Genomic DNA, 23858 nt, shown 5'->3' on the forward strand with positions numbered 1-23858 from the left:
GGGATCAGAAATTTTCTAAGGAGTACGCACGTGGCACGTGTGAAGAGGGCGGTTAACGCCCACAAGAAGCGCCGGGTTATCCTCGAACGCGCAAAGGGTTACCGCGGACAGCGTTCACGCCTGTACCGCAAGGCAAAAGAGCAGCTGCTGCACTCGTTTGTGTACAGCTATGGTGACCGCAAGAAGAAGAAGGGCGACTTCCGCCGTCTTTGGATCCAGCGCATCAACGCTGCATCCCGCGCCAACGGCCTGACCTACAACCGTCTGATCCAGGGCCTGAAGGCCGCTGAGGTTGAGGTTGACCGCCGTATGCTGGCCGAGCTTGCCGTTTCCGACGCCAACGCCTTCGCCGCGCTGGTCAAGGTCGCCAAGGACTCGCTGCCCGCCGACACATCCGCTCCGGCCGTCCAGGCTGAGGCTGCTCCGGCCCCCAAGGCTGCCAAGAAGGCTCCCGCGAAGAAGCCTGCTGCCAAGAAGGCTGACGCCGAGGCTGCAAAGTAGTTCCTGCCGCGGTTGAAAAACTGCGTCGTTCAAGAGCCGGCGGCAATAGCCACTAAGGTTCTTATATGAACGAAACCGGGCGCCCGCAAGACTTACCACTTTCCAACCCCCGAGCTGATCGGATGAGGAAGGTGGCACAGCTTGCCGGGCGCCCGGCGCGTTTAAAGCGTCGCGAGTTCCTGGCCGAAGGCCCGCAGGCGGTCCGGGAGGCCCTGGTCCTGCACCGGAAGAGGGTTGCCGCGGGGGAGCCCGGCATCGTCTACGAGGTGTACGCCACCGAGGCCTGCCTGGACCGCCACCCGGAGCTGGAGCAGCTGGCCGAGGGAACCCACGCGCACCTTGCCACCGACGAAGTGATCGCAGCGATGGCGGACACCGTCACCCCACAGGGCATCGTCGCCGTCTGCGGCTTCCTGGACGTCAGCCTTGAGCAGGTGCTCGACGCCGGACCGCGGCTGATTGCCGTCCTGTGCCAGGTCCGTGACCCCGGCAACGCCGGAACGGTGCTGCGGGCGGCCGACGCCGCCGGCGCCGACGCCGTCATCCTGACCGGCTCGAGCGTGGACATCTACAACCCCAAGGCCGTGCGTTCGACGGCGGGTTCCCTGTTCCATCTGCCCGTTGTCCTCGGCGCGGAGGTCGAGGAGGTCGTGGCCCGCTGCAAAGAACGCGGCGTCGGCGTCCTGGCCGCGGACGGCAAGGGACAGCTGGACCTTGACCGTCTCCAGGATGAGAACGCGGCCCGCCGTCTGGGGGCCTCCGCCGCCGAATCGGTCTACGCACTGGAACAGCCCACCGCCTGGCTCTTCGGCAACGAGGCCCAGGGCCTGTCCGAGGACGAGATCGCCCTGGCCGACCACCGGGTGGCCGTGCCGGTCTATGGGTCAGCGGAAAGCCTGAACCTCGGCACCGCAGCCACCGTCTGCCTGTACGCCAGCGCCCGCTCCCAGCAGGCGCCCTAGAGGGGCTCTGCAGGAAAGGGGCTCTGCAGGAAACTGGCAGGTCTCCGGCAGGAATCCGTGCCGAAAAGCAGGCCAAACGAACGGCGGGGCCCCCCCCATTGTGGGCCCCCCCTGATGGCGCCGTAGATGAGTGCGGCCGCGAGGCCACCGACGATGGCCAGGAGCCAGGAACCGAGATTCCAGAATTCCATCTTGCCGCCGCCGAACAGCAGGTCCCCGATCCAGCCGCCGACAATTGCGCCGACGACGCCGAGCACGAGGCTGGTAACCCAGCCGCCACCGACCCTGCCGGGCAAGACTGCCTTGACGATTGCACCTACTATGAGTCCGAGAATGATCCAGCCAAGAAAGCCCATGTCTCCTCCTACATATTCGTCGGCATCCAAATTGTGAATCCCGAGTATGGCTTCAAGCTAACATAGGGCGGATTGCTTGTCAGCAGGGGACTGCTCAATCGTTACGTGGCAGCGTCGGTCCTTGCCGCGGTTCGGCGGCGGCCCGGAAACGGGTACGGTATTCCTTGTGGGCGCTGGGTTCTTCCAGTGTTCGCGTACACCCCGGACGAACCCCTCAAGGAGAAGCTCAAGTGGCTGCAAATGGCGGTACCAAGGCGATTCTCGCGGCACTGGCCGCAAACCTGACCATCGCCGTTTTGAAGTTCGTCGCCTACTTTCTGACGCTGTCCTCGTCCATGCTGGCCGAGGCGATTCACTCCATCGCAGACTCCGGTAACCAGCTGCTGCTCCTGCTCGGCGGCAAGCGCGCGCAGCGGGAAGCCAGCCCCGAGCACCCGTTCGGCTACGGCCGCGAGCGGTACATCTACGCCTTCATTGTCTCGATTGTGCTGTTCAGCGTCGGCGGCCTGTTCGCGCTGTATGAGGCCTGGGGAAAAATCCAGCACCCGCACGCCATCGAAGGGGACTTCTGGTGGGTGCCGCTGGCCGTCCTGGTCGGTGCGATCATCGCCGAGTCCTTCTCGTTCCGGACAGCGATCATGGAATCCAACCCCCTCCGCGGGAAGCAGAGCTGGGTTAAGTTCATCCGCAACGCCAAGCAGCCGGAACTCCCGGTGATCCTGCTCGAGGACTTCGGCGCCCTCGTGGGCCTGGTGTTCGCGCTGTTCGGCGTGGGCCTGACGATCCTGACCGGAAACGGCATCTGGGACGCCCTCGGCACCGCGATGATCGGTTTGCTGCTCGTGGCGATCGCCGTGGTGCTGGCCATGGAAACCAAGTCCCTGCTGCTGGGCGAGTCGGCCACCCGCGATGACGTCGCCAAGATTCGCAGCGCGATCGAGGCCGGCGGCACCAGCATCATTCACCTCAAGACCATGCACCTTGGCCCCGAGGAGCTGCTGGTGGCGGCCAAGATCAACATCGGGAGTTCGGACTCGGGCCAGGACATTGCGAAGGCGATTGATGACGCGGAGGTCCGGGTCCGCGAAGCCGTCCCGATTGCCCGGGTCATCTACCTGGAACCGGACGTGCAGCGGGTCAGCGCCCCCTGAGCCGCCCGGCCTATAGGCAGAACGGAAGCCCCTAGGGAGGATGGCGGCCGCCGGATAGAACGGCAGCCCCCCCCGACAAAACAGCAGTCCTGCCCGGTGCATCACCGGACAGGACTGCTGTTCTTTTGGAGCATCTGCGGGCTGTTGCCGCTGCTGTTGCCGCTGCTGTTGCCGCTGCTGTTGTGAGGCGGCCGTTGTTCCGCGGCGGCGGGGCGGCTAGGAGGCCAGCGGCCGCCTGCGTTCCACGGCGCCGCTGATGGCGGCGACCCCGAGCCCCAGCACGGCCAGGACGGCGCCCACGAGCGCGGGCGCGACGTAGCCCCAGCCCCAGGCGATCACCAGGCCGCCCAGGAAGGCGCCCAGGGCGTTGGCCACGTTGAGCGCCGCATGGTTCAGCGAGGAGGCCAGCGACGGTGCGTCCGGGGACGCATCCAGCAGCCTGGTCTGCAGGGCCGGGACCAGCATGGACCCGGCAGCGCCAACGACGAACACCATGACCAGTGCGGACCAGGCCCAGTGGACGCCCACGGCATAAACCACGAGCGCCACGGCCGTGCCGGGCAGCACCCAGTAAATCGTGCCCATGACGGACTTGTCGGCAATCCGGCCGCCAACGATGTTGCCCGCCACCATGCCCACGCCGTACAGCGCCACGACCAGCGGCAGCCAGGGCGCCGGGAGGCCGGCGACCGAGGTCATGGTGTGCGCAATGTAGGTGTAGGTCGCGAAGAAGCCACCGAAGCCGACGATGCCGACCAGGATGGCAAGCCACACCTGCAGCCGCTTGAGCGCGCCGAGCTCACGGCGGAAGCTGGCATCTGCGTGCGGTTTCTGGAACGGGACGAACTTCCACAGCATGAAGAGCGTAATGATGCCGATCAGGCCGACCAGCAGGAACAGCAGCCGCCACCCGTAGTTCTGGCCCAGCCAGGTGGCGAAGGGGACGCCGATGACGTTGGACACCGTCAGCCCGGCCATGACCATCGAAATGGCCCAGCCCCGTTTGGTCGGCGCCACCAGGGAGGCGGCAATCACGGCCGCGACCCCGAAGAAGGCGCCGTGGGGCAGCCCCGCGGCGAACCGGGACACCAGCATGGAGCCGTAGTCCGGGGCGAGGAAGGAACTGAGGTTGGCGATGCTGAAGAAGAGCATGAGCCCCAGGGCCAGATACTTCCGCGGGAGTTTGGCCCCGACGGCGGCCAGCACCGGCGCACCGATCACGACGCCGAGGGCGTAGGCCGAAATCAGGTGACCTGCCTCGGGCGTGCTGATGTTCAGGCCCTGTTCGATCTCCTTGAGCAGGCCCATCATGGTGAATTCCGTGGTGCCGATGCCAAAGCCGCCCATCGCCAGGGCAATGATGGCCAGCGCAACGTGACGGGTGCCGGTCTTGGACGGTGCCGGGGCGTGTGTGGTGGTTGTCATTCGTCTTTTCGGAGAGATTTTCCGGGAGAAGCCGGAGGGATCGGACAGATAAATATGCTTTAAAGAACGGGGAGGGGGCGCCGAATATTCCGCAGGGTGTCCGGACGGCCGCCTCCACCATTGTCCCCTACCAGGGCCGGCTCCCGGCCCCCGGTCCCCGACGCCGGACCCTGCGCCAGCCTTAGACTTGTGGGCGTGACTGGACTCATTGGCGTCGTTGGCGGCGCAGTAGTGGACTCCCTGGCCCAACCGGGCATGCTCCTAGCGGCACGGCGCACGGCGCCGCCGCAGTTTGCCGGAATGTGGGAGTTCCCGGGCGGAAAGGTGGAACCCGGCGAGGCAGCCGAGGACGCCCTGCACCGTGAGCTCCGGGAAGAACTGGGCGTGCTGGTGCGGCTCGGAGCGGAGCTGCCCGCGGAAACCGCCACGGGCTGGCCGCTGAACGCGAAGGCGGCGATGAGGGTCTGGTTCGCGGAACTCGCGCAGGGAGAACCCCGGCCGCTGGAGGACCACGACGAACTGCGCTGGCTCGACCTCCGCAACCCTTCAGAGGTCCTGGACCTGCCGTGGATCCCGGCGGACTTCCCCATCGTCGAGGCCCTCCTGGCGGCAGTGCAGGCCACCGGGCCGCTGGGAGTGGGAGCCGGACTGGGCCGCTGACCGGACTCGCCGGCGGGCTTCGGAAGCCCGCCTCTCGCCAAACCGTCAGCCATGTGCCTACTCTGATCCCAGTCGAGAGGAGTGGCCCGTGCAGGTCGGTGTCGGACGAGAGCAGCGAGCCGGAGAACGCCGCGTCGCAGCCACGCCGGAGACGGTCCAGCAGCTGACAGCCCTCGGGCTCCATCTCCTGGTGGAGGGCGGCGCCGGTACCGAAGCAGGCTACGCCGACGCCGCCTTCAAGGAGGCCGGCGCGACGGTGATCTCCGAGCTCCCGTTGGAGGCCCTGGACGTCCTGCTGCATGTCCGCCCGCTCACCCCGGAGGCCGCGGCCCGGCTGCGGCCCGGCACGGTCACGATCGGGCTGGCGTCGCCGTCCTCGGAACTGCCCACCGTGCGGGCACTCGCCGCCGCCGGAACCACCTCGTTCGCCCTGGAACTGCTTCCGCGGATCTCCCGGGCACAGTCCATGGATGCGCTCAGCTCGCAGTCCCTGGTCACCGGTTACCGCGCCGTGCTGGAAGCGGCCGTCCGCTACCCGCGGTTCTTCCCGCTCTACATGACCGCCGCCGGTACCATCCCGCCGGCGCGGGTGTTGGTCCTTGGAGCCGGTGTCGCCGGGCTGCAGGCGATCGGCACGGCGAAACGGCTCGGCGCCCGGGTCTCGGCCAACGACATCCGGGCCGCCTCCGCCGAGGAAGTCGCATCGATGGGTGGCACTTTCATCAACCTGGACATCGATGCAGCGGCAGAAGGAACCGGAGGCTACGCCCGTGCCCTCGGCGAGGACCGGGCGCAACGCCAGCGCAGCCTCCTGGCCCCGCACGTCGCGGCGGCGGACGTCCTGATCACGACGGCGGCCATCCCCGGCCGGGCGGCTCCCTTGCTGGTGACCACCGCCATGGTGGCGAGCATGCGGGCCGGATCCGTCGTCGTCGACCTCGCCGCCGAGTCCGGAGGCAACGTCGAAGGCGTGATCGCCGGCCAGGACGTGCAGGTGCCGGTCGACGGCGGATCGGTCACGCTCGTGGGCCTGCAGGACGCGGCATCCGCCATGCCCTCGGATGCGTCCCGTCTTTTTGCCCGGAACGTCAGCAACTTCCTCGCGCTCATGACCGACTGCGGTGCGGTGGCCCCGGACTTCAACGACGACGTGGTCGCCGGAACGTGCCTGACCCACGGCGGCACGGTGCGGCATGCCCCCACCGCGGAAGCATTGGAAAGGGAGGCATGATGGGCCCGATCGCGTTGTTGACCGTGGTGGTGCTTGCGGTGTTCGTTGGCTTCGAAGTGGTTTCCAAGGTCACCAGCAAGCTGCACACACCGCTCATGTCCGGGGCCAACGCCATCCACGGCATCATTTTGGTCGGCGCCATCATCGTGGCCGGACAGGCCAGTGACCCCTGGGTGCTCGGCATCGCGCTCCTGGCCGTCGTCCTGGCCACCGTCAACCTGGTGGGCGGCTTTGTGGTCACGGACCGGATGCTGGAGATGTTTAGCGCCCACAAGCGGGCACGCATTCCCGCCTCAACCGGGGCCACCAAAGCTGGCGGAACGGCGGGTGAAGGGCACCCCGGCGAGGGGGGCTCCGCCGGCGCGGCGGGGGAGTCCAGATGAGCCTGCTGAGCCCCGAATGGACAGCCCTGCTCTACCTTGTGGCCGCCGTCTGCTTCATCCTGGCGCTGAAGGGCCTCAGCTCGCCCCGCACCGCCCGCCGCGGCAACGCCATCGGCGCGGCCGGGGCGCTCCTCGCCGTCGTCACCGTGTTCTTCTCGGTACGGCTGGAAAATATTCCGCTCATCCTCGTGGCCATCGCCGTGGGCGCCGCGCTGGCCGTCCCCGTGGCCCGCCGGGTGCAGATGACCCAGATGCCCCAACTCGTGGCGCTCTTCAACGGCGTCGGAGGCGGGGCCGCGGCGCTCGTCGCCGTACTGGAACTCGGCCACCAGGATGACCCATGGGTCCGCCTGGCCGTGGTCTTCACCATGCTGGTGGGCGCCGTGTCCTTCGCCGGCTCCGCGGTGACCGTGGGCAAGCTGCAGGAACTCATCAGCACCCGCCCGCTGCTGTTCCCCGGCATGCCCTGGGTCATGGGTGCCGTCCTGCTGGGGGCGGTCGTCTCCGGAGCGCTGGTGGTCCTGACCGGGTCGCTTGGCTTCTCGCTCGCGCTGCTGGGCCTGAGTCTCGCCGCCGGGCTGCTCCTGGTGCTGCCCGTGGGTGGGGCGGACGTGCCGATTGTAATCTCCCTGCTGAACGCGTTCACGGGGCTGGCGGTGGCGGCGTCCGGCGTGGTCCTGGGCAATGTCCTGCTGCTGGTCGCCGGGACGCTCGTGGGCGCGAGCGGCACCATCCTGACCAAGGTCATGGCCTCGGCCATGGGCCGCGGAGTCGGCGGAATCATGTTCGGGGCGTTCAAGGGCGGCTCGACGGCGGGATCCACCGCCCTGAGCGACCGGCCTGTGCGTTCCTCGTCCCCGGAGGACATTGCTGTCCAGCTCGGCTACGCCCAGCGCGTGGTGATCGTTCCCGGCTACGGGCTTGCCGTGGCCCAGGGCCAGCACACCGTGGCGGAGCTCGCCACGGCCCTGGGCGCCCGCGGCGTGGACGTCGTGTTCGCCATCCACCCCGTGGCGGGTCGCATGCCGGGCCACATGAACGTGCTGTTGGCCGAGGCCAACGTGCCGTACGAGTCCCTGCGGGAATTGGCGGAAGTCAATCCCGAATTCGCGACCACGGACATCGTTCTGGTGGTCGGCGCCAACGACGTCGTCAACCCGGCGGCCAAGTCCTCCCCGGGTTCGCCGATTTACGGGATGCCGATCCTGGAGGTGGTGCAGGCCCAGCAGGTCGTGTTCCTGAAGCGGTCGATGCGCCCGGGGTTTGCCGGCATCGAGAATGAGCTCCTGCACGATCCCAAGACCACGCTCCTGTTCGGGGACGCCAAGGATTCGCTGGCCAGGGTGCTCGGCGCGGTCAAGGCGCTCTAGGCGTACTCTGCCCGGCGCATCAAAACAGCATCGGCTGGGCAGCGTCGGAACGGATGGTGTCGGAACGGATGGCCCCGGAAGGGGCTGCGCCGGAGTGGCCTGTGCGTGCGTGCCCGGCGGTGTCCGGGATGCTGCCGGCCGGGTACTGGGCTTCTTCCTCCCGGGCGTCGTCACGGCCGTTGCCGCCGTCAAGGTCCCGGTGGCTGAAGCCCTGCGAGCCGGAGAAGCCGTGCAGGTCCTTGAAATATCGGATCCGGCCGGCCAGCCACGCCCGGTATTCCTTCGACGCGTACGATCCGCTGCCGTACAGGCGGCGGTACTTGCCCGCCAGCTGCGGATGTTCGCGGGCGATCCACTGCATGAACCATTCGCGGGTGCCCGGCTTCAGGTAGAGCGCACCGGCCGTGACCCCTGTGGCGCCGGCCGCGGCCAGGGCGCCGAAGAGGGAGTTGAGGGCGTCGTCGCTGTCTGAGAGCCACGGCAGGATGGGCATGGCCATGACGCCGCAGGGCAGGCCCGCCTCCCGCAGCCGGGAGATGAGCTTCAGCCGCGCCCGCGGCCCCGGCGTGCCCGGTTCCACGGCTTCGGAGAGGTGCTCGTCGGTCATGGCCAGCGAGATGCCCACCCCGATCGGGACCTGGGCGGCGGCATGCTTCAGCAGCGGGATGTCMCGGGCCAGGAGCGTGCCCTTGGTGAGGATGGACAGGGGAGTGCCGGAATCGGCGAGGGCGCCGATGATGCCGGGCATCAGCTGGTAGCGGCCCTCGGCGCGCTGGTACGGGTCCGTGTTGGTGCCAAGGGCCACGTGCTCGTGCCGCCAGGACGGCTTGGCCAGTTCCCGGCGCAGGACCTCGGCGGCGTTGATCTTGACCACCACCTGGCTGTCGAAGTCCAGGCCGGCGTCGAAGTCCAGATACGTGTGGCTCTTGCGCGCGAAGCAGTAGACGCAGGCGTGGCTGCAGCCGCGGTAGGGGTTGATGGTCCAGTCGAACGGCATCCGCGAACCGGCGACCACCTTGTTGAGCACCGATTTGGCGGTGACCTCATGGAAGGTGATCCCGGCAAACTCCGGAGTGGACACGGACCGGACCAGCCCGGCCAGCGGCAGCAGGGCAGGGGCGGCCGGCGAATCGGCGGAAAGGGTGTCAGGTGAGGCACCGCGCTCAAGTGCTTGTGCGTCCCATCTCATGCCTACATTCGAATGTATGTTCGACTAAATGTCAAGGATGCCAGCCGGCGGCGGCGCAGTCAGCGGAGCAGCAAGTGGGCATTGCTAGGCTGGGGCGATGATTCTCCTGACCGGGTTCGAGCCATTTGGCGGTGATGCGGCCAATCCGTCGTGGGCCGCGGCCCGTTCGGCCGCGCGGCTGCTCCAATCCGACGGGCTGGAGGTCCGGGCGGTGGAATTGCCCTGCGTCTTTGGCGAATCGGCCACGGTGCTGGCGGAGGCCCTCGAGCGCTTCCAGCCGGAGCTTGTGCTGTGCACCGGCCAGGCCGGCGGGAGGGCGCGCATCTCGCTGGAACGGGTGGCCATCAATTGTGATGACGCCCGGATTCCGGACAATGCCGGCAACCAGCCCGTGGACGAACCCGTGGTCCCGGGCGGACCCGCAGCCTATTTCACGTCCCTGCCCGTCAAAGCGGCGCTCGCGGCGTTGGCCGCGGAGCAGATCCCGGCCGAAGTGTCCCAGAGCGCGGGGACCTATGTCTGCAACCATGTCTTCTACGCGCTCATGCACGCCCTGCGGCTCCGCCCAGGCACCAGGGGAGGCTTTGTCCACGTCCCCTACGCGGAGACCCAGCTTCCGGCCGGAAGCAGTGCCCCATCGCTGCCGGGCCCCCAGCTGGCGGCGGCGCTCGCCGTCGTCGTGCGCACTGCGCTGGCGACGACGGCGGATCTCAAGCTCCCTGCCGGCGCAACCCACTAGCCCCAGCCGGTCATCCGGCGCCCGAGCCGGGGGCAGGCCGCCGTCGGCGACGGGAAACAACTGCTCCCACAATTACAAAACAATCAGTCCAGCAGTTCCCAGACGACGCCGACTGTGGCGGTGACGCCCGACTCGCCGGCCTCGACGGTGAGTGAGGCCACCGCCACTTCCCGCTGCATCTTCGCCACCGGGATCGGCGCCTGGAAGCCGGTGTGCTGGGTGAGGGACAGGACCCTGCCCAGCCTGGTTCCGGCGAGGGCGGCGTAATGCTCTGCGGTGGTGCGGGCGTCCTGCCAGGCGGCCTCCCGGGCCCGGGCCTCGACGGCCGAGGAGTCGGCGAAGCCGAGGGTCAGACCGTTCAGCCGGACGGCGTCGCCGCCGGCAGCAACCGCCGCGGCAAGGATCTGCGAGGACGCAGACAACTCGCGGATCCTGACGGTGAGCGTGCTGGAGGCCAGATAGCCGGTCACGGTCTGGCCCCGGCCATCCTGCCAGTTCAGCTCGGCCCGGACGTTCAGCCCGGAGGTGGACAGGTCCGCGCTGTCCACGCCGTGTTGCCGGAGCTCCGCCGTGATGGCGGCCGATCGTGTTCCGGCCTCGCTGTAGGCCTCGGCCACGGTCTCGCGGCGGCATTCAACGCCGATCGACACGGTCAGCAGGTCCGGCACCGCCTCGGCGCTGCCGGTTCCTGCAACGGAGATGCTTCGGGGGCTGTCTGTCATGTCAGGCCTCGTAACGTTCGGGGGCGGTCACGCCCGTCCTGCGGTGCGTGTGTGGGCTGGTCCCGGGCAGGCCGGGCCGGGGGTAGCCGCCTGCTTCCAGGCCGGCGTGGCGCTCGAAGACGTTGGCGCTGCCCGGGTTGCCCGTGCGCCAGAGGGACCATCCGGCGGCTATGAAGTACAGCGGCAGGAACGGCAGCCCGAGGCACCAGGCGTATTGGGTGCTGTGGCGCTCCTCATGTCCCAGCAGTACTGGATTGGCGCGGGCGGATTCCGGTCCGGCACGGAAGAGGATTACGTTGCCCACCGTGAAGGCCGCAGCAAACGGCACCCGCCAGCGGTAGCGGCCCGCGATCAGCAATCCGCGCGGACCGGAGCTGACGGTTGTCCGCGCACCGGCTGCCAGCAGCAGGCCCAGCAGGGTGGACCCGTTGAGCAGGTTGGCGATCTGGCGAAGCCGTTGTCCGGGCGTCATGAGGCCATGGTAGCCGGGGATGTGCCCGACGGTCAGGGGTCCGCCGGGATGTCCCGTGCCCCGGGGAATGTCCCCGGCGTCAGCCCCCACAGAGGCCGCCGGGACCGCGGCGTCACGTGAGAGACGGCCGTTGCCATGCCGCCGACGGCCGTCTACTAGACTGGGGACAGTGACCACAAGCCTTGCCGACAACCCGCGCCGCGCCCTGCGCCCGGCCGCGTCCTGTTGGCATGCTCCGACTCGTAGCTAAGAACAGTAGATGACTGAAACTTTGCCGGACGCAGCCGTCCCGAATCCTCTGGATGAAGCCGCCATTACCGCCGCCGTAGACCAGGCCGTTGCCGCCATCGCCGCTGCCGCGACCCTCGATGAACTCAAGGCCGTGCGCCTCGCCCACACCGGCGAAAAGTCCGCCCTGAGCCTCGCCAACCGTGAAATCGGCGCGCTGCCCAAGGACCAGAAGGCCGCCGCCGGCAAGCTCATGGGCGCCTCCCGGGGCCGAGTCAACAAGGCGCTCGCGGACCGCACGGCCCAGCTCGAGGCCGAGAACGACGCGCGGATCCTCGTCGAAGAGACCGTGGATGTCACGGCGGCGCCGCGCCGGCGCACGGCCGGTGCACGCCACCCGCTGTCCACGCTGCAGGACCGCGTGGCGGACATCTTTGTCGGCATGGGCTGGGAAATCGCCGAAGGGCCCGAGGTCGAGTCCGAATGGTTTAACTTCGATGCCCTGAACTTCAAGCCGGACCACCCCGCCCGCGACATGCAGGACACGTTCTTCGTCGAGCCGCCCGAGGCCCACCTGCTCATGCGCACGCACACCTCGCCGGTGCAGGTCCGCTCCATGCTGGAACGGGAGCTGCCCATTTATGTGCTGTGCCCGGGCAAGGTGTTCCGCACGGACGAGCTCGACGCGACGCACACCCCGGTGTTCCACCAGTTCGAGGGCCTGGCCATCGACAAGAAGCTGAGCATGGCGGACCTCCGCGGCACCCTGGAGCACTTCGCACGCCAGATGTTCGGCGCGGAAGCCCAGATCCGGCTGCGGCCCAACTACTTCCCGTTCACCGAGCCGTCCGCGGAGCTCGATATCTGGCACCCGGGCGCCAAGGGCGGCCCCAGCTGGATCGAGTGGGGCGGCTGCGGCATGGTCAACGCCAACGTCCTGCGCGCCGCCGGCATCGACCCGGACATCTATTCAGGCTTTGCCTTCGGCATGGGCATCGAACGCACCCTCATGTTCCGCAACGAGGTTGGCGACATGCGCGACATGATTGAAGGCGACGTACGTTTCAGCGAGCACTTCGGGATGGAGATCTAACAGTGCGTATCCCACTTTCCTGGCTGCGCGAATTCGCGCAGGTACCGGCCGATGCAACGGCCGAAGACGTCATGGCCGAGCTCGTCAAGGTCGGACTCGAAGAAGAAGCAGTCCACCGCCCCACGGACTCGGTCCAGGGTCCGATCGTGGTGGGCCAGGTGCTCAGCATCGTCAAGGAACCCCAGTCCAACGGCAAGACCATCAACTGGTGCCAGGTCCGGGTTGTCCCCGAGGGCCGTGAGCAGACCCTGACCGGCGCCGGCATCGATCCCTCCGGCGTGCAGGGCATCATCTGCGGCGCCCACAACTTCGTGGAAGGCGACAAGGTGGTGGTCACCCTCCCGGGCGCCGTACTCCCGGGCGACTTCCGGATCTCCGCGCGCAAGACCTACGGGCACCTCTCTGCCGGCATGATCGCCTCCGTCCGTGAACTCGGCATCGGTGAGGACCACGACGGCATCCTGGTGCTGTCCCGGATCGGCCTCGACCCGGAACTGGGCACCGACGCGATGGAACTGCTGGGCCTCTACGACCAGGCCGCCGAAATCAACGTCACCCCTGACCGCAGCTACTGCTTCTCCATCCGCGGTGTGGCCCGTGAATACGCGCACGCCACCGGCACCGTGTTCACGGACCCGGTCTCCAAGGTCCAGGTTCCGACGGCGCTGTCCGGCGGCTACGGCGTCAAGCTCAACGACGACGCCCCCATCTACGGCAAGCCCGGCTGCGACCGTTTCGTGGCCCGCACCGTGCGCGGCGTGGATGCCACCCGGCCCACCCCGCCGTGGATGACCTCCCGCCTCCGGCTCGCCGGCATCCGGTCCATCTCGCTGCCGGTGGACATCTCCAACTACGTCATGCTCGAGCTCGGGCAGCCGAACCACTGCTATGACCTGGACAAACTGGCCGGCGACATCGTCGTCCGGCGTGCCACGGCGGGGGAGAAGATCACCACCCTGGACGACAAGGAGCGCACGCTCGACGTCGAGGATCTGCTGATCACGGACGAATCCGGCCCCATCGGAATCGCCGGCGTCATGGGCGGCGCCCACACCGAAGTCTCGGACGCCACCACGAACGTCCTGGTCGAGGCCGCGCACTTCGACGAGGTCTCGATCGCCCGCGCGCGCCGCCGCCACAAGCTGCCGTCGGAGGCGTCCAAGCGCTTCGAACGCGGCGTGGACTGGCAGGTGGCCGACGTGGCCGCCCAGCGTGTAGTGGACCTGCTGGTCGGACTCGCCGGAGGAACGGCCGACGAGGCCGGGACCGACGTCGGGACCGCGCCGGACGCCGTCACCATCGAACTGCCGGCAGAGTACGCGGCAGCCAGGATCGGAATCAACTTCACCGAGGAACAGATCCTGACCTCGCTCGAGGACCTCGGCGCCGTCGTTGCCAGGACCGGCAACGGCTACACGGTGACCGCCCCGAGCTGGCGCCACGACCTCGAAACCAAGGACGACCTCACCGAGGAAATCGCCCGGCTGGTCGGCTACGACCAGATCCCGGCGACCCTGCCCGTGGCGCCCCCGGGCCGTGGCCTGACCCGCGTCCAGCAGCAGCGCCGCCGCCTGATCCAGGCCCTCGCCGACGCCGGACTCACCGAGGTGCTGGCGTACCCGTTCGTCTCGAAGGCCGCCAATGACACCTTCGGCGTCCCCGCCGAGGGTGCGGCGCGCAAGGCCCTCAAGCTGGCTAACCCGATCAGCGAGGAGCACGGCTTCCTGCGGACCTCCGTCCTGCCGGGCCTGATCGAGGTGGCCAAGCGCAACCACTCCCGCGGCTTCCGCGACCTCGCCCTCTTCGAGGCCGGGCTCGTGTTCCTGCCGGGCGAGAAGCTTGGCACCTCCACGATTCCGCCGCTCGGCGTCAAGCCCGGCGACGAGGTGCTCGATGGCCTGTACGACGGCGTCCCGGACCAGCCGCTGCACCTCGCCGCCGTGCTCACGGGGCACGACTCTCCTGCTGCCCCGGGCCACGCACCGCGGGCCTGGGACTGGGCGGACGCGGTGGACATTGCCCGGATCGCCGGTGACGTGCTCGGCGTCGAGGTCCTGGTCACGCAGGGCCGGCATCAGGCCTTCCACCCCGGCCGGGCAGCACAGCTTGAACTGCGCACCGGCGAAGTGGTGGGCTACGCCGGCGAGCTGCACCCGAAGCTGCTGGCGGCGCACGACATGCCGGCCCGTTCCGTGGCGCTGGAACTGAACGCCGACGCCCTCTTCGAGGCCGCTGCCGACGTGATCGTGGCCCGGCACATCTCGACGTACCCCGTGGCCACCCAGGACGTGGCGCTGGTGGTGGCGCAGGAAGTCCCGGCGGGCGAGGTGCTGGCTGCGCTGCGCGAAGGCGCGGGCGAACTGCTCGAAGACGTCGCGCTGTTCGACGTCTACGCAGGCAAGGGCATCGAGGAAGGCAAGAAGTCGCTGGCGTTCAGCCTGCGCTTCCGCGCCAACGACCGCACCCTGACGGCGGACGAAGCCTCGGCGGCCCGTGAAGGTGCCGTGGCCGCTGCCCACGAACGATTCGGAGCGGTGCAGCGCTGAGAACTGCGCTGGTCACAGCGCAGACGTATCTGGAAGGGGCGGGTCATGGCATCACACCTTGTTGTGCGTGCCTGCCCGCCCTTTCGCGTTCCCGGCGACCCGGGTGTTCCCGGCGACCCTGGGGTGCCCGGGGCCGCGGCCCTGCACCCTGAACTGCAGCTGGAACGCGACTCGCGTTCCCTGCTGGACGGGGCCGAGCTCGTACGGGCCAGGGCCATGACCCCGCGGACTCGGGAGGACTTCCTGGCCGGACGGCTCGCGCAGCGGCGGTTCGCCGCCGGCCTGCTCGGCGTTCCGGCGTCGGACCTCACCGCCTGGTACAGCTGTCCGCGCTGCGGCGCCGGCGCGGACATCTCACACGGCCGGCCCGGCTACCTGCTCCGGGGCGAGGAGGTGCCGCTGCTGCTGAGCCTGTCCCGCGCGGCCGGCTGGACCTTTCTGGCCGGAGTCGTGGACCCGGATCCGGGCCAGCGCCTGGGCATCGACGTCGAGGATCCTGCCCGGGCGGACTTCGACGGGTTCGACGACGTCGTGTTGACCCCGGCGGAACAACGGCACCTCGCCGGGCTGGACGGCATCGCGCTGCTGCGGGGGCGGGCACGCCTATGGGCGCGCAAGGAGGCCTGGCTCAAGATGCTGGGCACCGGGCTGCAGAGGGCCCCGGACACCCTGGACGTACTGGCGCCGACAGTGAACGGCCGCGCCGGGCTCCGGGACCTGCCGCCGGCAGAGACGGGCCTGCCCGCGGACCTCGTGGCCGCCGTCGCCCTCGCGGTCATTCCATAAGCCTGCTTCGACACTGTCCGTGGCCGGCCGCCGCGTCAGGTTCCGGCCGCGCTCGGCACTTCGCCCTCAGAGCTTGGCCCCAAACACCGCCCTCAGAGCTTGGCCCCAAACACCGTCCTCAGAACACGGCCCTCAGAGTTTGGGCGGCGTTGCCTGCGGGAGCGGCGGGAGGGCGTCGGCGAACAGCCAGGGATGCAGCAGGGCCTCTGCGTCCAGGCCCGTGGTGTGGGCGGCCGCGACGATGAAATCGGCGGTCGTCACGGTGCCGTGACGGAAGCGGTCCGTCCAGTCGTGCAGCAGGGCGAAGAACGCCAGGTCGCCGGAGCGTACCCGCAGGGCGTGCAGGGCCAGGGCTCCGCGTTTGTAGACCCGGTCATCAAACATCAGCTCCGGGCCCGGGTCGCCCACCATCAGGTCCTGCGGGGCCGCGGAAAGCTTGCGCCAGGCGGCGCGCGCGCGGGCGGCCGCCGACATAATGCCGGCCTCTTCAGACCAGATCCATTCCGCGTAGCAGGCAAAGCCCTCGTGCAGCCAGATGTCCTTCCAGGTTGCGGTGGTGAGCGAGTTCCCGAACCACTGGTGAGCGAGTTCGTGGGCGATCATCCGCTGCGATTCCCAGTCCTGCCGCAGATGGTTGGGGCCCAGGATGGACAGTGTCTGCGCCTCCAGCGGGATTTCCAGCACGTCGTCGGTGACCACCACGGTGTACTCCGGGAACGGGTAGGGCCCGAAGCAGTTGGTGAAGGTCCGCATCATGTCGGGCTGGCGGGCCAGGGCGGCCCGGGCGCCCGCCTGCAGCGACGCCGGCACGGCCACATACTGCGGAACGTGCCCTGAGGGCCGCTCGGCATTGAGCGTCAGGAGCTCATAACGGCCGATCTGGACCGTCGCCAGGTAGGTGGCCATGGGCTCGGCCTGCTCAAAAACCCAGGTCTCGCGGCTGGCCCTGCTGGTGCGGGAGAGCATCACGCCGTTGCACACGGCCCGGTAGTTCGCGTCGGTGGTCACCGTGATGAGGTAGCTCGCTTTGTCCCGCGGGTGGTCATTGCACGGAAACCAGGAGGCTGCGCCGTTGGGCTGCCCGGCGACCAGCACACCATCGGAGAGCTCTTCCCAGCCCACTTCGCCCCACACGCCGCGTCGCGGCGAGGGGTAGCCCTCGTAGCGGATGTCCAAGGTGAAGGCCTCAGCGGCGAGCAGCGGATTGTCGGGGTAGACAACGAGCTGCTCGGCCCGCTGGGTGAACCGGCGTACCCTGCGGCCGTTGAGCTGAATCTTGGTGGCCCGCAAGCCGGCCAGGTCCAGGACGATCGCCGACGTCGGGAGCTGTGTGATGGCGTGCAGGACGGCGTGCCCGGCAAGGCGGTTGCTGCTGACCCGGTAGTCCAGATCGAGTTCATACCGGGTGACGCGGTAGGCGTTGGTCCCATGGCCGGGCATATAGGGGTCCGGGGCGCCGGCTTCCGGGGAGGTGGCCCGGCTGATTTCGCGGCTGATTTCCCCGCTGATGTCCCCGTGGGCGGCGGCGCCGCTGCTGCTTGGTGCGCTGGTGCTCAATGGACGGACCTTCGGTTGTGGTGCTGGTGGACGTGCGCAGGCGCCGGGCCTAACGGGGCCCGGCGGGCGGTGCCGGCCCGTCCCAGGGGCTGACCGGATTGCCCATCCAGTACGTCCCGGCAGGGACGGTTTCGCCCCGCATGACGAGGGACGCCGGCCCCACCGTGCCGCCGCTGCCGATCCTGGCCTGCGGCAGGATGACGCCGTGCGGGCCCATGGTGGCTCCGTCATCGAGCGTAACAGTGTCTATGCTCATGACACGGTCATGGAACAGATGGGTCTGGACCACGCACCCGCGGTTGACGGTCGAATTCCTGCCGAGGGTGACCAGGTCCGCCTCCGGCAGCCAGTAGCTTTCGCACCAGGTCCCGGTACCGATTTTTGCGCCAAGTGCCCGCAGCCACCACACCAGCGCCGGTGTCCCCGTGGCAGCGCGCGCGAACCACGGGGCGCTGACCATCTCAATGAACGTGTCCACAACCTCGTTCCGCCAAATGAAGGAGCTCCACAGCGGGTGCTCGCCGGGGCGGATGCGGCCCACCAGCAGCCACTTGGCCACGACGGCACTGCCCGCGGCCGTCGCCCCGGCAAGCAGGACCACCACCCCGCTCAGGAGGGCGGCGATTCCGTAGTTGAAGAGGGTCGCCATCGCGTCGAACGCCAGCATCACGCCGACGGCGATTGCGACCGTCAGCATGACCGGGACGAAGCGGCACAGCTCCCACAGGGCGCGCGCAACCTTCAGCTTCCGGGGCGGCTGGTAGGTCCGGGTGTCGTCCGAGGCGATGGCGGTGCGCCGCAGCCGCACAGGCGGGCTGCCGAGCCACGACGTGCCGGACTTCGCCTTGGCCGGCGTCGCGGACAGCACCGCGACGAGGGAGTTCTTGGGCACGCTGCGCCCGGCCGCCGTCATGCCCGAGTTGCCCAGGAAGGACCGCTTGCCGATCTTGGCCGGGGCTATGTGCATCCAGCCGCCGTCGAGTTCGTAGGACGCCACCATGGTGTCATCGGCCAGGAACGCGCCTTCGCCCACGGTGGTCATCCGCGGGATCAGCAGCACAGTCGAGGCCTCGACGTTGCGGCCGACCTTGGCGCCGAGAAGCCGGAGCCAGACCGGCGTAAAGAGGCTGGCGTAGATCGGGAACAGCAGATCCCGGGCCAGGTCCAGTACCCGCTCGGTCGCCCACACCTGCCATCCGATCCGGCTCCGGACCCGGTAGTAGCCTTCCGCGAGGCCGACGCTGAGGAGCCTCGTCGTGGCCAGGATCAGCAGCAGGTTGGTCAGGAACCATGCCAGCGCCGCCAGCGGGATCGAGAGCGCTATGCCCGGCAGCGCCGCGGGCAGGGAGGAACTGCCCCGGATGAACGCGAAGATCACCAAGGCCGCGGCGGCGGCGGAGACGTAGGGGATGAGCGCCAGCATGGCAGAGGCGGCGGCGAAGCCGGCGAACCAGAGCCGGCCCATCAGCCGGTGCTCCGGAGGGGAGTCCGGCCACGAATGCCGGGCCTTGCCACGCCGCTCGGCCGGCGACCCGGCCACGAGCTGGCCCGCCTTGACCTTCCCGATCACGGCGGAACCCGGCTCCACCTGCGCCCCGGCACCCACTGTGGCGCCCGGCATCAGCGTGCTGCGGGCCCCGACGCTTGCGCCGGCGCCAATCCGGATGGCGCCGATGTGGACACGGTCGCCGTCGATCCACCAGCCGGACAGATCGACCTCAGGCTCGATATTGGACCCTGCGCCGAGGGTCAGCAGCCCGGTGACGGGCGGGAGCGAGTGGAGCTGGACATTTTCGCCGATCTTCGCCCCGAGAGCTTTCGCGTAGTAGGGCACCCAGGGCGCGCTGGCGAGGCTGATGGCGCCGGCCAGGTCCTGGATCTGTTCCGCGAGCCAGAGCCGGAGGTGCACCTGCCCGGACCGGGGATAGGTGCCAGGCACGACGTTGCGGAGCAGGATGCGGGCTGCGGCAACGGAGAGCAGCATCCGCCCGGCGGGACTGACGAAGACCAGCCAGGATGCGCCCACCCACCACCATGAAATCGTTGGCGCGGCGCTGAATCCGGCGAAGGCGGCCAGCAGGTTGTTGGCTGCCATCAGGTAGGTCAGCCAGCGCATCCCGACCAGGATGTGCAAGGGAACGCCCAGGAGCGTCTGGAAGGCCTGGGACTTCCGCGCAGTGGGCCGGACCGTGCGCTCCTGGGCAGCGACGGCGCCGCCCTCCGGCAGCGACTGGCGGGCCTCGTCCACCAGGGCGCCCACCCGTGGTGTCGCGTAGATATCGGCCACCGTGATGGTGGGATAGCGGACGCGCAGGGCGGACACGAGCTGCGCGGCGGCCAGCGAGCCGCCGCCGTAGGCGAAGAAGTCGGCGTCGAGGCTGGTGACCGGGCTCCCCAGCACGGCGCTCCACTGCTCCACGATCCACTGCGCGTCCTCGGGCAGGTTCAGCGGCGCACCTTCGGCCTCGGCCGCTCCGGTTCCGCTGAGCGGCCAGGGCAGGGCATGGCGGTCCACTTTGCCGCTGGTCTTGGTCGGCAGCGAATCGACAAGCGTCAGCAGCGGAATGAGGGGCGCGGGCAGGCGTTCGCCCAGCAGTTCGCGGGCGGCCGCGAGGTCGATGTCCCGGCCCGAGACGGCGGCAAGGTAGCCGACCAGGATCTGGTTGCCGGCCGCCGTGGTCTGCACGGCGGCGGCGGCGCCGGCGATATCCGGCAGGGACTGCAGGGCGGCATCGATTTCGCCGAGCTCGATCCGGCGGCCGCCGAGCTTGACCTGCTCATCGGCGCGGCCCTGGAAAATGAGGCCTTCCGCCTCGTACCTGACGAGGTCGCCGGAGCGGTAGGCGCGCGGCCAGCCCAGGGACGGCATGGGGGCATATTTTTCCGCGTCCTTGACCGGGTCAAGGTACCGGGCCAGCCCCACGCCGCCGATGATCAGTTCGCCCACCGCGCCCTCGGCGACGGGCAGCGAATCGGCGTCGACGACGGCGAGGTCCCAGCCGTCCAGCGGCAGGCCGATCCGGACGGGGCCGGGCGCGCCGAGCTGCGCGGCGCACGCGACCACGGTGGCCTCGGTGGGCCCGTAGGTGTTCCAGACTTCGCGTCCTTCGACGGCGAGCCGTTCGGCAAGGTCCGGCGGGCACGCCTCCCCGCCGAAGATCAGCAGCCGGACACTTTCCAGCGACTCCACGGGCCAGAGCGCTGCCAGCGTGGGGACGGTGGAGACCGCGGTGATGCCGTGGCTGATGAGCCACGGGCCGAGGTCCATGCCGGTCCGCACCAACGCCCGGGGTGCCGGAACCAGGCAGGCGCCGTGGCGCCACGCGAGCCACATTTCCTCGCAGGAGGCATCGAAGGCGACGGACAGGCCGGCCAGCACCCGGTCCTGCGGACCCACCGGATCGGCCTGCAGGAAGATGCGCGCCTCGGCGTCCACGAAGGCGGCGGCCGAGCGGTGCTGGACAGCGACGCCCTTGGGGGTGCCGGTGGAGCCGGACGTGAAAATGACCCATGCGTCGTCGTCGGGGCCGGGCGGCCTCGCGTCGGGGAACGGGCGGGTGCGGTTGCTGTCCGTGACGATCTTCCCGCCGGCGCGGAGGATGCCGGCCACCCTCGCCTCCCCGAAGACCAGTTTTGCCCGCTCGTCGGGATCGTCGGCGTCCACGGGGACATAGGCCGCACCGACCAGCAGCACCGCCAGGATCGAGACGTAGAGTTCGTTGGTGCCGGACGGGATCCGGACGCCGATCTTGTCGCCGGCACCGAGCCCGGCGAGGTGCAGTTTCCGTGCCGTGGCCCGGACCTCGTCCATGAGCTGGGCGTAACTGAGCGAGCGGTGGCCGTCGTCGAGTGCCGAAGCGTCCGGGTACCGGGCGGCAGTATCGCGGATGATGTCTATCAGCGTCCGCTCCGGCGGGGCGGAGAGTGCGCCCGGCAGCTGGGGCTCGTGGACGGTGAGATGGGGAGCGGGAAGACTCTGCACCGCACCGGCGTCGGGGGCTTCACTGGGGGTCAGTCGTTGCTCGGTCACTGGCGCATTATCCCTGCAGGAGATGAACGGATGGTATTGCCGTACGGCTTAGGGAACCAGGATGACTTTGCCGGTGGTACGGCGCTGTTCCAGGTCCTCGTGGGCTCGGGATGCCTCGCCGAGAGGGTAGCGTGCGCCGATCCTGACCTTCAGGCTGCCCTCGGCAGCGGCGGCAAAGACTTCGTCGGAGCGCCAGCGGCGCTCCCGGGCGTCGCGCAGGTAGTGGCCCATGGTGGGCCGCGTGAGGTACAGCGAGCCGCCGGCGTTGAGCCGCTGCGGGTCGAACGGCGGGACCGGGCCGGACGCTGCGCCGAAGAGGACCAGCATGCCCCGGATGCGCAGCGACGCCACGGAGGCGTCGAACGTGTCTTTTCCGACGCCGTCGTACACCACGTCCGCGCCGGTGCCGTTGGTCAGATCCCGGACCCGGTCGGCGAAACCGTCATAGCGCAGCACGTGGTCGGCGCCGGCTTCGCGGGCAAGCTGCTCTTTCGCGTCTGTCGAAACGGTCGTGATGACGTTGGCGCCCCTGGCCTTGAGCAGCTGGATCATCAGGAGTCCCACGCCGCCGGCGCCGGCGTGGAGCAGGACGGTGTGGCCGGACTCGACCTTGAAGGTGGAATTGATCAGGTAGTGGGCCGTCACGCCTTGCAGCGGCAGCGCCGCGGCGGTGAAATCGTCCAGGCCGTCGGGGACCGGGAGGGCTTTGTCCTCATCGACGAGTGCATAGCCGGCGTAGCAGTCAACGCCCTCGGCCGTGGCCACCCGGTCGCCGGGCGCGAACCCGGTGACGGCGTCGCCGACCTCCTCCACGGTGCCTGCGGCCTCGGTGCCGGGCGTGAAGGGGTAGCTGACCTTGTAGACGCCGCTGCGCTTGTAGGTGTCAATGAAGTTCACGCCCGCGGCGGCGACCTTGACGAGCAGCTGGCCGGGCCCGGGAACGGGACAGGCTGTTTCGTCGAGCTCGAGGACCTCGGGGCCGCCGGCCTGGCGGGCGACGATTGCGTGCATCATGTGGCTCCTTTTCCGGGCGGGGAAATCTGTCCCGGTCCCTGGGTCCATCCTAGGGACACCGGCGGTAACCATGAAGGGGCGTTCCGTAACCAGCCGTCACGTGATGTTTGAGCTGACGTCGACCGGAGATGGCGGTCCGGCCCGGCAGCCGGTGGTCCGTCCCTTAGTAGCGGCGGGTGACCGTCGCCATCGGGCATTCGAAGTGGCGGCCCGCGGCGAGTCCGACGTCGTTGAGGTAGCGGACAATGATGGCGTACGACTGCATCAGCGTGGTTTCCGTGTACGGGACCTGGTGCTTGGCGCAGTACTCGCGGACGATCTTGGCAGCCTGGTGCAGCTGCGGGCGGGCCATGTCCGGGAAGAGGTGGTGCTCGGCCTGGCGGTTGAGGCCGCCGAGCAGGATGTCCATGAAGCGGCCGCCCGAGATGTTCCGGGAAGTCAGGACCTGGCGGCTGAAGAAGTCCACCCGGCTGTCCGCCGGGAGCACCGGCATGCCCTTGTGGTTCGGCGCGAAGGACGCGCCCATGTAGAAGCCGAACACGGCCAGCTGGACGCCGATGAAGGCGAACGCCATGCCCAGCGGCAGGAAGGTGAACGCGAGGACCGGCAGGAGGCTGAGCCGGACCGCGAGAATCGGGATTTCGACCCAGCGGTGCGTGACCTTGGCCCGGCGGACGATGAATTTCACGGAATCGATCTGCAGTCCCAGGCCCACCAGGAACAGGAGCGGGAAGAAGAACCAGCCCTGCTTGCGGGTCAGGAACGCGAGGCGTCCCTGGCGGTCGGCTACGGCTTCGGGGTGGAAGGCGATGGGGCCGGGTGCGATGTCCGGGTCCTTGGAGATGACGTTCGGGTGGTTGTGGTGCGCGCCGTGCTTCTGCTCCCACCAGGAGTAGCTGATCCCGGCCACGGACGTGGCGAGCAGACGTGCTGCCCAGTCGTTGGCGCGGCGGGACGCGAAGATCTGCCGGTGCCCGGCCTCGTGGGCCAGGAAACTCAACTGCGTGCAGAGGATGCCCAGGGCGGCGGCGATCAGGAGCTGGAACCAGCTGTCACCGATCAGCGCGAACCCGAACCAGGTGGCGGCCATCAGGAGCACCAGGCTGGCGAACACCGTGATGTAGAACCCGACGCGACGTTCGAGGAGGCCGGCAGTCTTGACGCTCTTGAGGAGTTCCGAATAGCTCAGGACTACGGCGTTGGGCTGCCTGACGCGCGAGGTCGGTCGCGCCTGCGTTTCGGCGGGAAGGGTGGAAGTGGCGGTCATTAGGGCGCTGGCCTCGTCACGGTTACGGGCAACGCTGCAGCTGACATTCGCAGCTGCACGGTCTGGATCACCCTTTACCAAGCATACGCCCCCGGGTTTCCCCAGCCCGCCGATCGGGCGCTTTGGACACACGCCCATCGATGCATAAATATCGGCATCTATGCATACTCTTGCTG

19 protein-coding genes and 1 pseudogene are annotated in these 23858 nt (G+C 68.9%); 11 read left to right on the forward strand and 9 right to left on the reverse strand.

Features of this window, described 5'->3' with window-relative positions; all coding sequences use genetic code 11:
- The first annotated feature begins 30 nt into the window (after positions 1 to 30).
- A complete protein-coding gene (gene rplT / locus AC1DXI_RS02770; RefSeq protein WP_018774438.1) occupies positions 31 to 501 on the forward strand; it encodes a 50S ribosomal protein L20 in 471 nt (156 codons plus the stop codon).
- A gap of 65 nt (positions 502 to 566) precedes the next feature.
- Positions 567 to 1463: a TrmH family RNA methyltransferase gene (locus AC1DXI_RS02775; RefSeq protein WP_476937330.1), complete on the forward strand. Its 897-nt coding sequence runs from the start codon at positions 567 to 569 to the stop codon at positions 1461 to 1463.
- Positions 1464 to 1570: 107 nt separating this feature from the next.
- Here the strand turns inward: AC1DXI_RS02775 and AC1DXI_RS02780 are convergent.
- Positions 1571 to 1819: pseudogene (locus AC1DXI_RS02780) on the reverse strand (GlsB/YeaQ/YmgE family stress response membrane protein); the annotation flags it as partial.
- Between the two features lie 230 nt (positions 1820 to 2049).
- Here AC1DXI_RS02780 and AC1DXI_RS02785 point away from each other — a divergent pair.
- A complete protein-coding gene (locus AC1DXI_RS02785; RefSeq protein WP_476937331.1) occupies positions 2050 to 2970 on the forward strand; it encodes a cation diffusion facilitator family transporter in 921 nt (306 codons plus the stop codon).
- A gap of 216 nt (positions 2971 to 3186) precedes the next feature.
- On the opposite strand, the gene AC1DXI_RS02790 is transcribed toward AC1DXI_RS02785, so the two are convergent.
- A complete protein-coding gene (locus AC1DXI_RS02790) occupies positions 3187 to 4395 on the reverse strand; it encodes an MFS transporter (protein WP_018774434.1) in 1209 nt (402 codons plus the stop codon).
- Positions 4396 to 4590: 195 nt separating this feature from the next.
- Here AC1DXI_RS02790 and AC1DXI_RS02795 point away from each other — a divergent pair, with 195 nt between their 5' ends.
- The 4 genes from AC1DXI_RS02795 to AC1DXI_RS02810 all read left to right on the forward strand — a co-directional run bounded on the left by AC1DXI_RS02795 (position 4591) and on the right by AC1DXI_RS02810 (position 8039).
- Positions 4591 to 5055: a (deoxy)nucleoside triphosphate pyrophosphohydrolase gene (locus AC1DXI_RS02795; RefSeq protein WP_476937332.1), complete on the forward strand. Its 465-nt coding sequence runs from the start codon at positions 4591 to 4593 to the stop codon at positions 5053 to 5055.
- Positions 5056 to 5143: 88 nt separating this feature from the next.
- Positions 5144 to 6286 (forward strand): NAD(P) transhydrogenase subunit alpha, encoded by a 1143-nt coding sequence (locus AC1DXI_RS02800; protein ID WP_476937333.1) that lies wholly within the window; start codon positions 5144 to 5146, stop codon positions 6284 to 6286.
- Entirely contained in the window at positions 6286 to 6669 is a 384-nt protein-coding gene (locus tag AC1DXI_RS02805; RefSeq protein WP_018774431.1) for an NAD(P) transhydrogenase subunit alpha part 2, read from the forward strand. The genes AC1DXI_RS02800 and AC1DXI_RS02805 overlap by 1 nt, the downstream gene beginning before the upstream one ends.
- Entirely contained in the window at positions 6666 to 8039 is a 1374-nt protein-coding gene (locus AC1DXI_RS02810) for an NAD(P)(+) transhydrogenase (Re/Si-specific) subunit beta (RefSeq protein ID WP_476937334.1), read from the forward strand. The genes AC1DXI_RS02805 and AC1DXI_RS02810 overlap by 4 nt, the downstream gene beginning before the upstream one ends.
- A gap of 19 nt (positions 8040 to 8058) precedes the next feature.
- On the opposite strand, the gene AC1DXI_RS02815 is transcribed toward AC1DXI_RS02810, so the two are convergent.
- Positions 8059 to 9228 (reverse strand): Rv2578c family radical SAM protein, encoded by a 1170-nt coding sequence (locus tag AC1DXI_RS02815; protein ID WP_476937335.1) that lies wholly within the window; start codon positions 9226 to 9228, stop codon positions 8059 to 8061.
- A gap of 97 nt (positions 9229 to 9325) precedes the next feature.
- Between AC1DXI_RS02815 and pcp the strand changes: the two genes are divergently transcribed.
- Positions 9326 to 9967, forward strand: coding sequence for a pyroglutamyl-peptidase I (gene pcp, locus AC1DXI_RS02820; protein WP_476937336.1), 642 nt, complete (start codon positions 9326 to 9328; stop codon positions 9965 to 9967).
- Between the two features lie 83 nt (positions 9968 to 10050).
- On the opposite strand, the gene AC1DXI_RS02825 is transcribed toward pcp, so the two are convergent.
- Together AC1DXI_RS02825 and AC1DXI_RS02830 are read right to left on the reverse strand one after the other, a co-directional pair.
- Positions 10051 to 10689, reverse strand: coding sequence for an SIMPL domain-containing protein (locus AC1DXI_RS02825; RefSeq protein WP_476937337.1), 639 nt, complete (start codon positions 10687 to 10689; stop codon positions 10051 to 10053).
- A gap of 1 nt (position 10690) precedes the next feature.
- Entirely contained in the window at positions 10691 to 11161 is a 471-nt protein-coding gene (locus tag AC1DXI_RS02830; protein WP_476937338.1) for a hypothetical protein, read from the reverse strand.
- A 259-nt stretch (positions 11162 to 11420) separates the two neighbouring features.
- Between AC1DXI_RS02830 and pheS the strand changes: the two genes are divergently transcribed.
- The 3 genes from pheS to AC1DXI_RS02845 are packed head-to-tail and all read left to right on the forward strand — an operon-like array spanning position 11421 to position 15814.
- A complete protein-coding gene (gene pheS, locus AC1DXI_RS02835) occupies positions 11421 to 12482 on the forward strand; it encodes a phenylalanine--tRNA ligase subunit alpha (RefSeq protein WP_476937339.1) in 1062 nt (353 codons plus the stop codon).
- Between the two features lie 2 nt (positions 12483 to 12484).
- Positions 12485 to 15028: a phenylalanine--tRNA ligase subunit beta gene (gene pheT / locus AC1DXI_RS02840; protein ID WP_476937340.1), complete on the forward strand. Its 2544-nt coding sequence runs from the start codon at positions 12485 to 12487 to the stop codon at positions 15026 to 15028.
- A 45-nt stretch (positions 15029 to 15073) separates the two neighbouring features.
- Positions 15074 to 15814 (forward strand): 4'-phosphopantetheinyl transferase family protein, encoded by a 741-nt coding sequence (locus AC1DXI_RS02845; protein ID WP_476937341.1) that lies wholly within the window; start codon positions 15074 to 15076, stop codon positions 15812 to 15814.
- 132 nt (positions 15815 to 15946) lie between these two features.
- On the opposite strand, the gene AC1DXI_RS02850 is transcribed toward AC1DXI_RS02845, so the two are convergent.
- The 4 genes from AC1DXI_RS02850 to AC1DXI_RS02865 form a co-directional block, all read right to left on the reverse strand.
- Positions 15947 to 17371: a M1 family metallopeptidase gene (locus tag AC1DXI_RS02850; RefSeq protein WP_476937342.1), complete on the reverse strand. Its 1425-nt coding sequence runs from the start codon at positions 17369 to 17371 to the stop codon at positions 15947 to 15949.
- A gap of 49 nt (positions 17372 to 17420) precedes the next feature.
- A complete protein-coding gene (locus AC1DXI_RS02855; protein ID WP_476937374.1) occupies positions 17421 to 21353 on the reverse strand; it encodes a Pls/PosA family non-ribosomal peptide synthetase in 3933 nt (1310 codons plus the stop codon).
- 96 nt (positions 21354 to 21449) lie between these two features.
- Positions 21450 to 22415, reverse strand: coding sequence for a quinone oxidoreductase family protein (locus tag AC1DXI_RS02860; protein WP_476937343.1), 966 nt, complete (start codon positions 22413 to 22415; stop codon positions 21450 to 21452).
- 163 nt (positions 22416 to 22578) lie between these two features.
- Positions 22579 to 23682: a fatty acid desaturase family protein gene (locus tag AC1DXI_RS02865; protein ID WP_026538348.1), complete on the reverse strand. Its 1104-nt coding sequence runs from the start codon at positions 23680 to 23682 to the stop codon at positions 22579 to 22581.
- Between the last annotated feature and the right edge of the window lie 176 nt (positions 23683 to 23858).

The organism is Arthrobacter sp. P1_H7 (genome assembly GCF_056405215.1).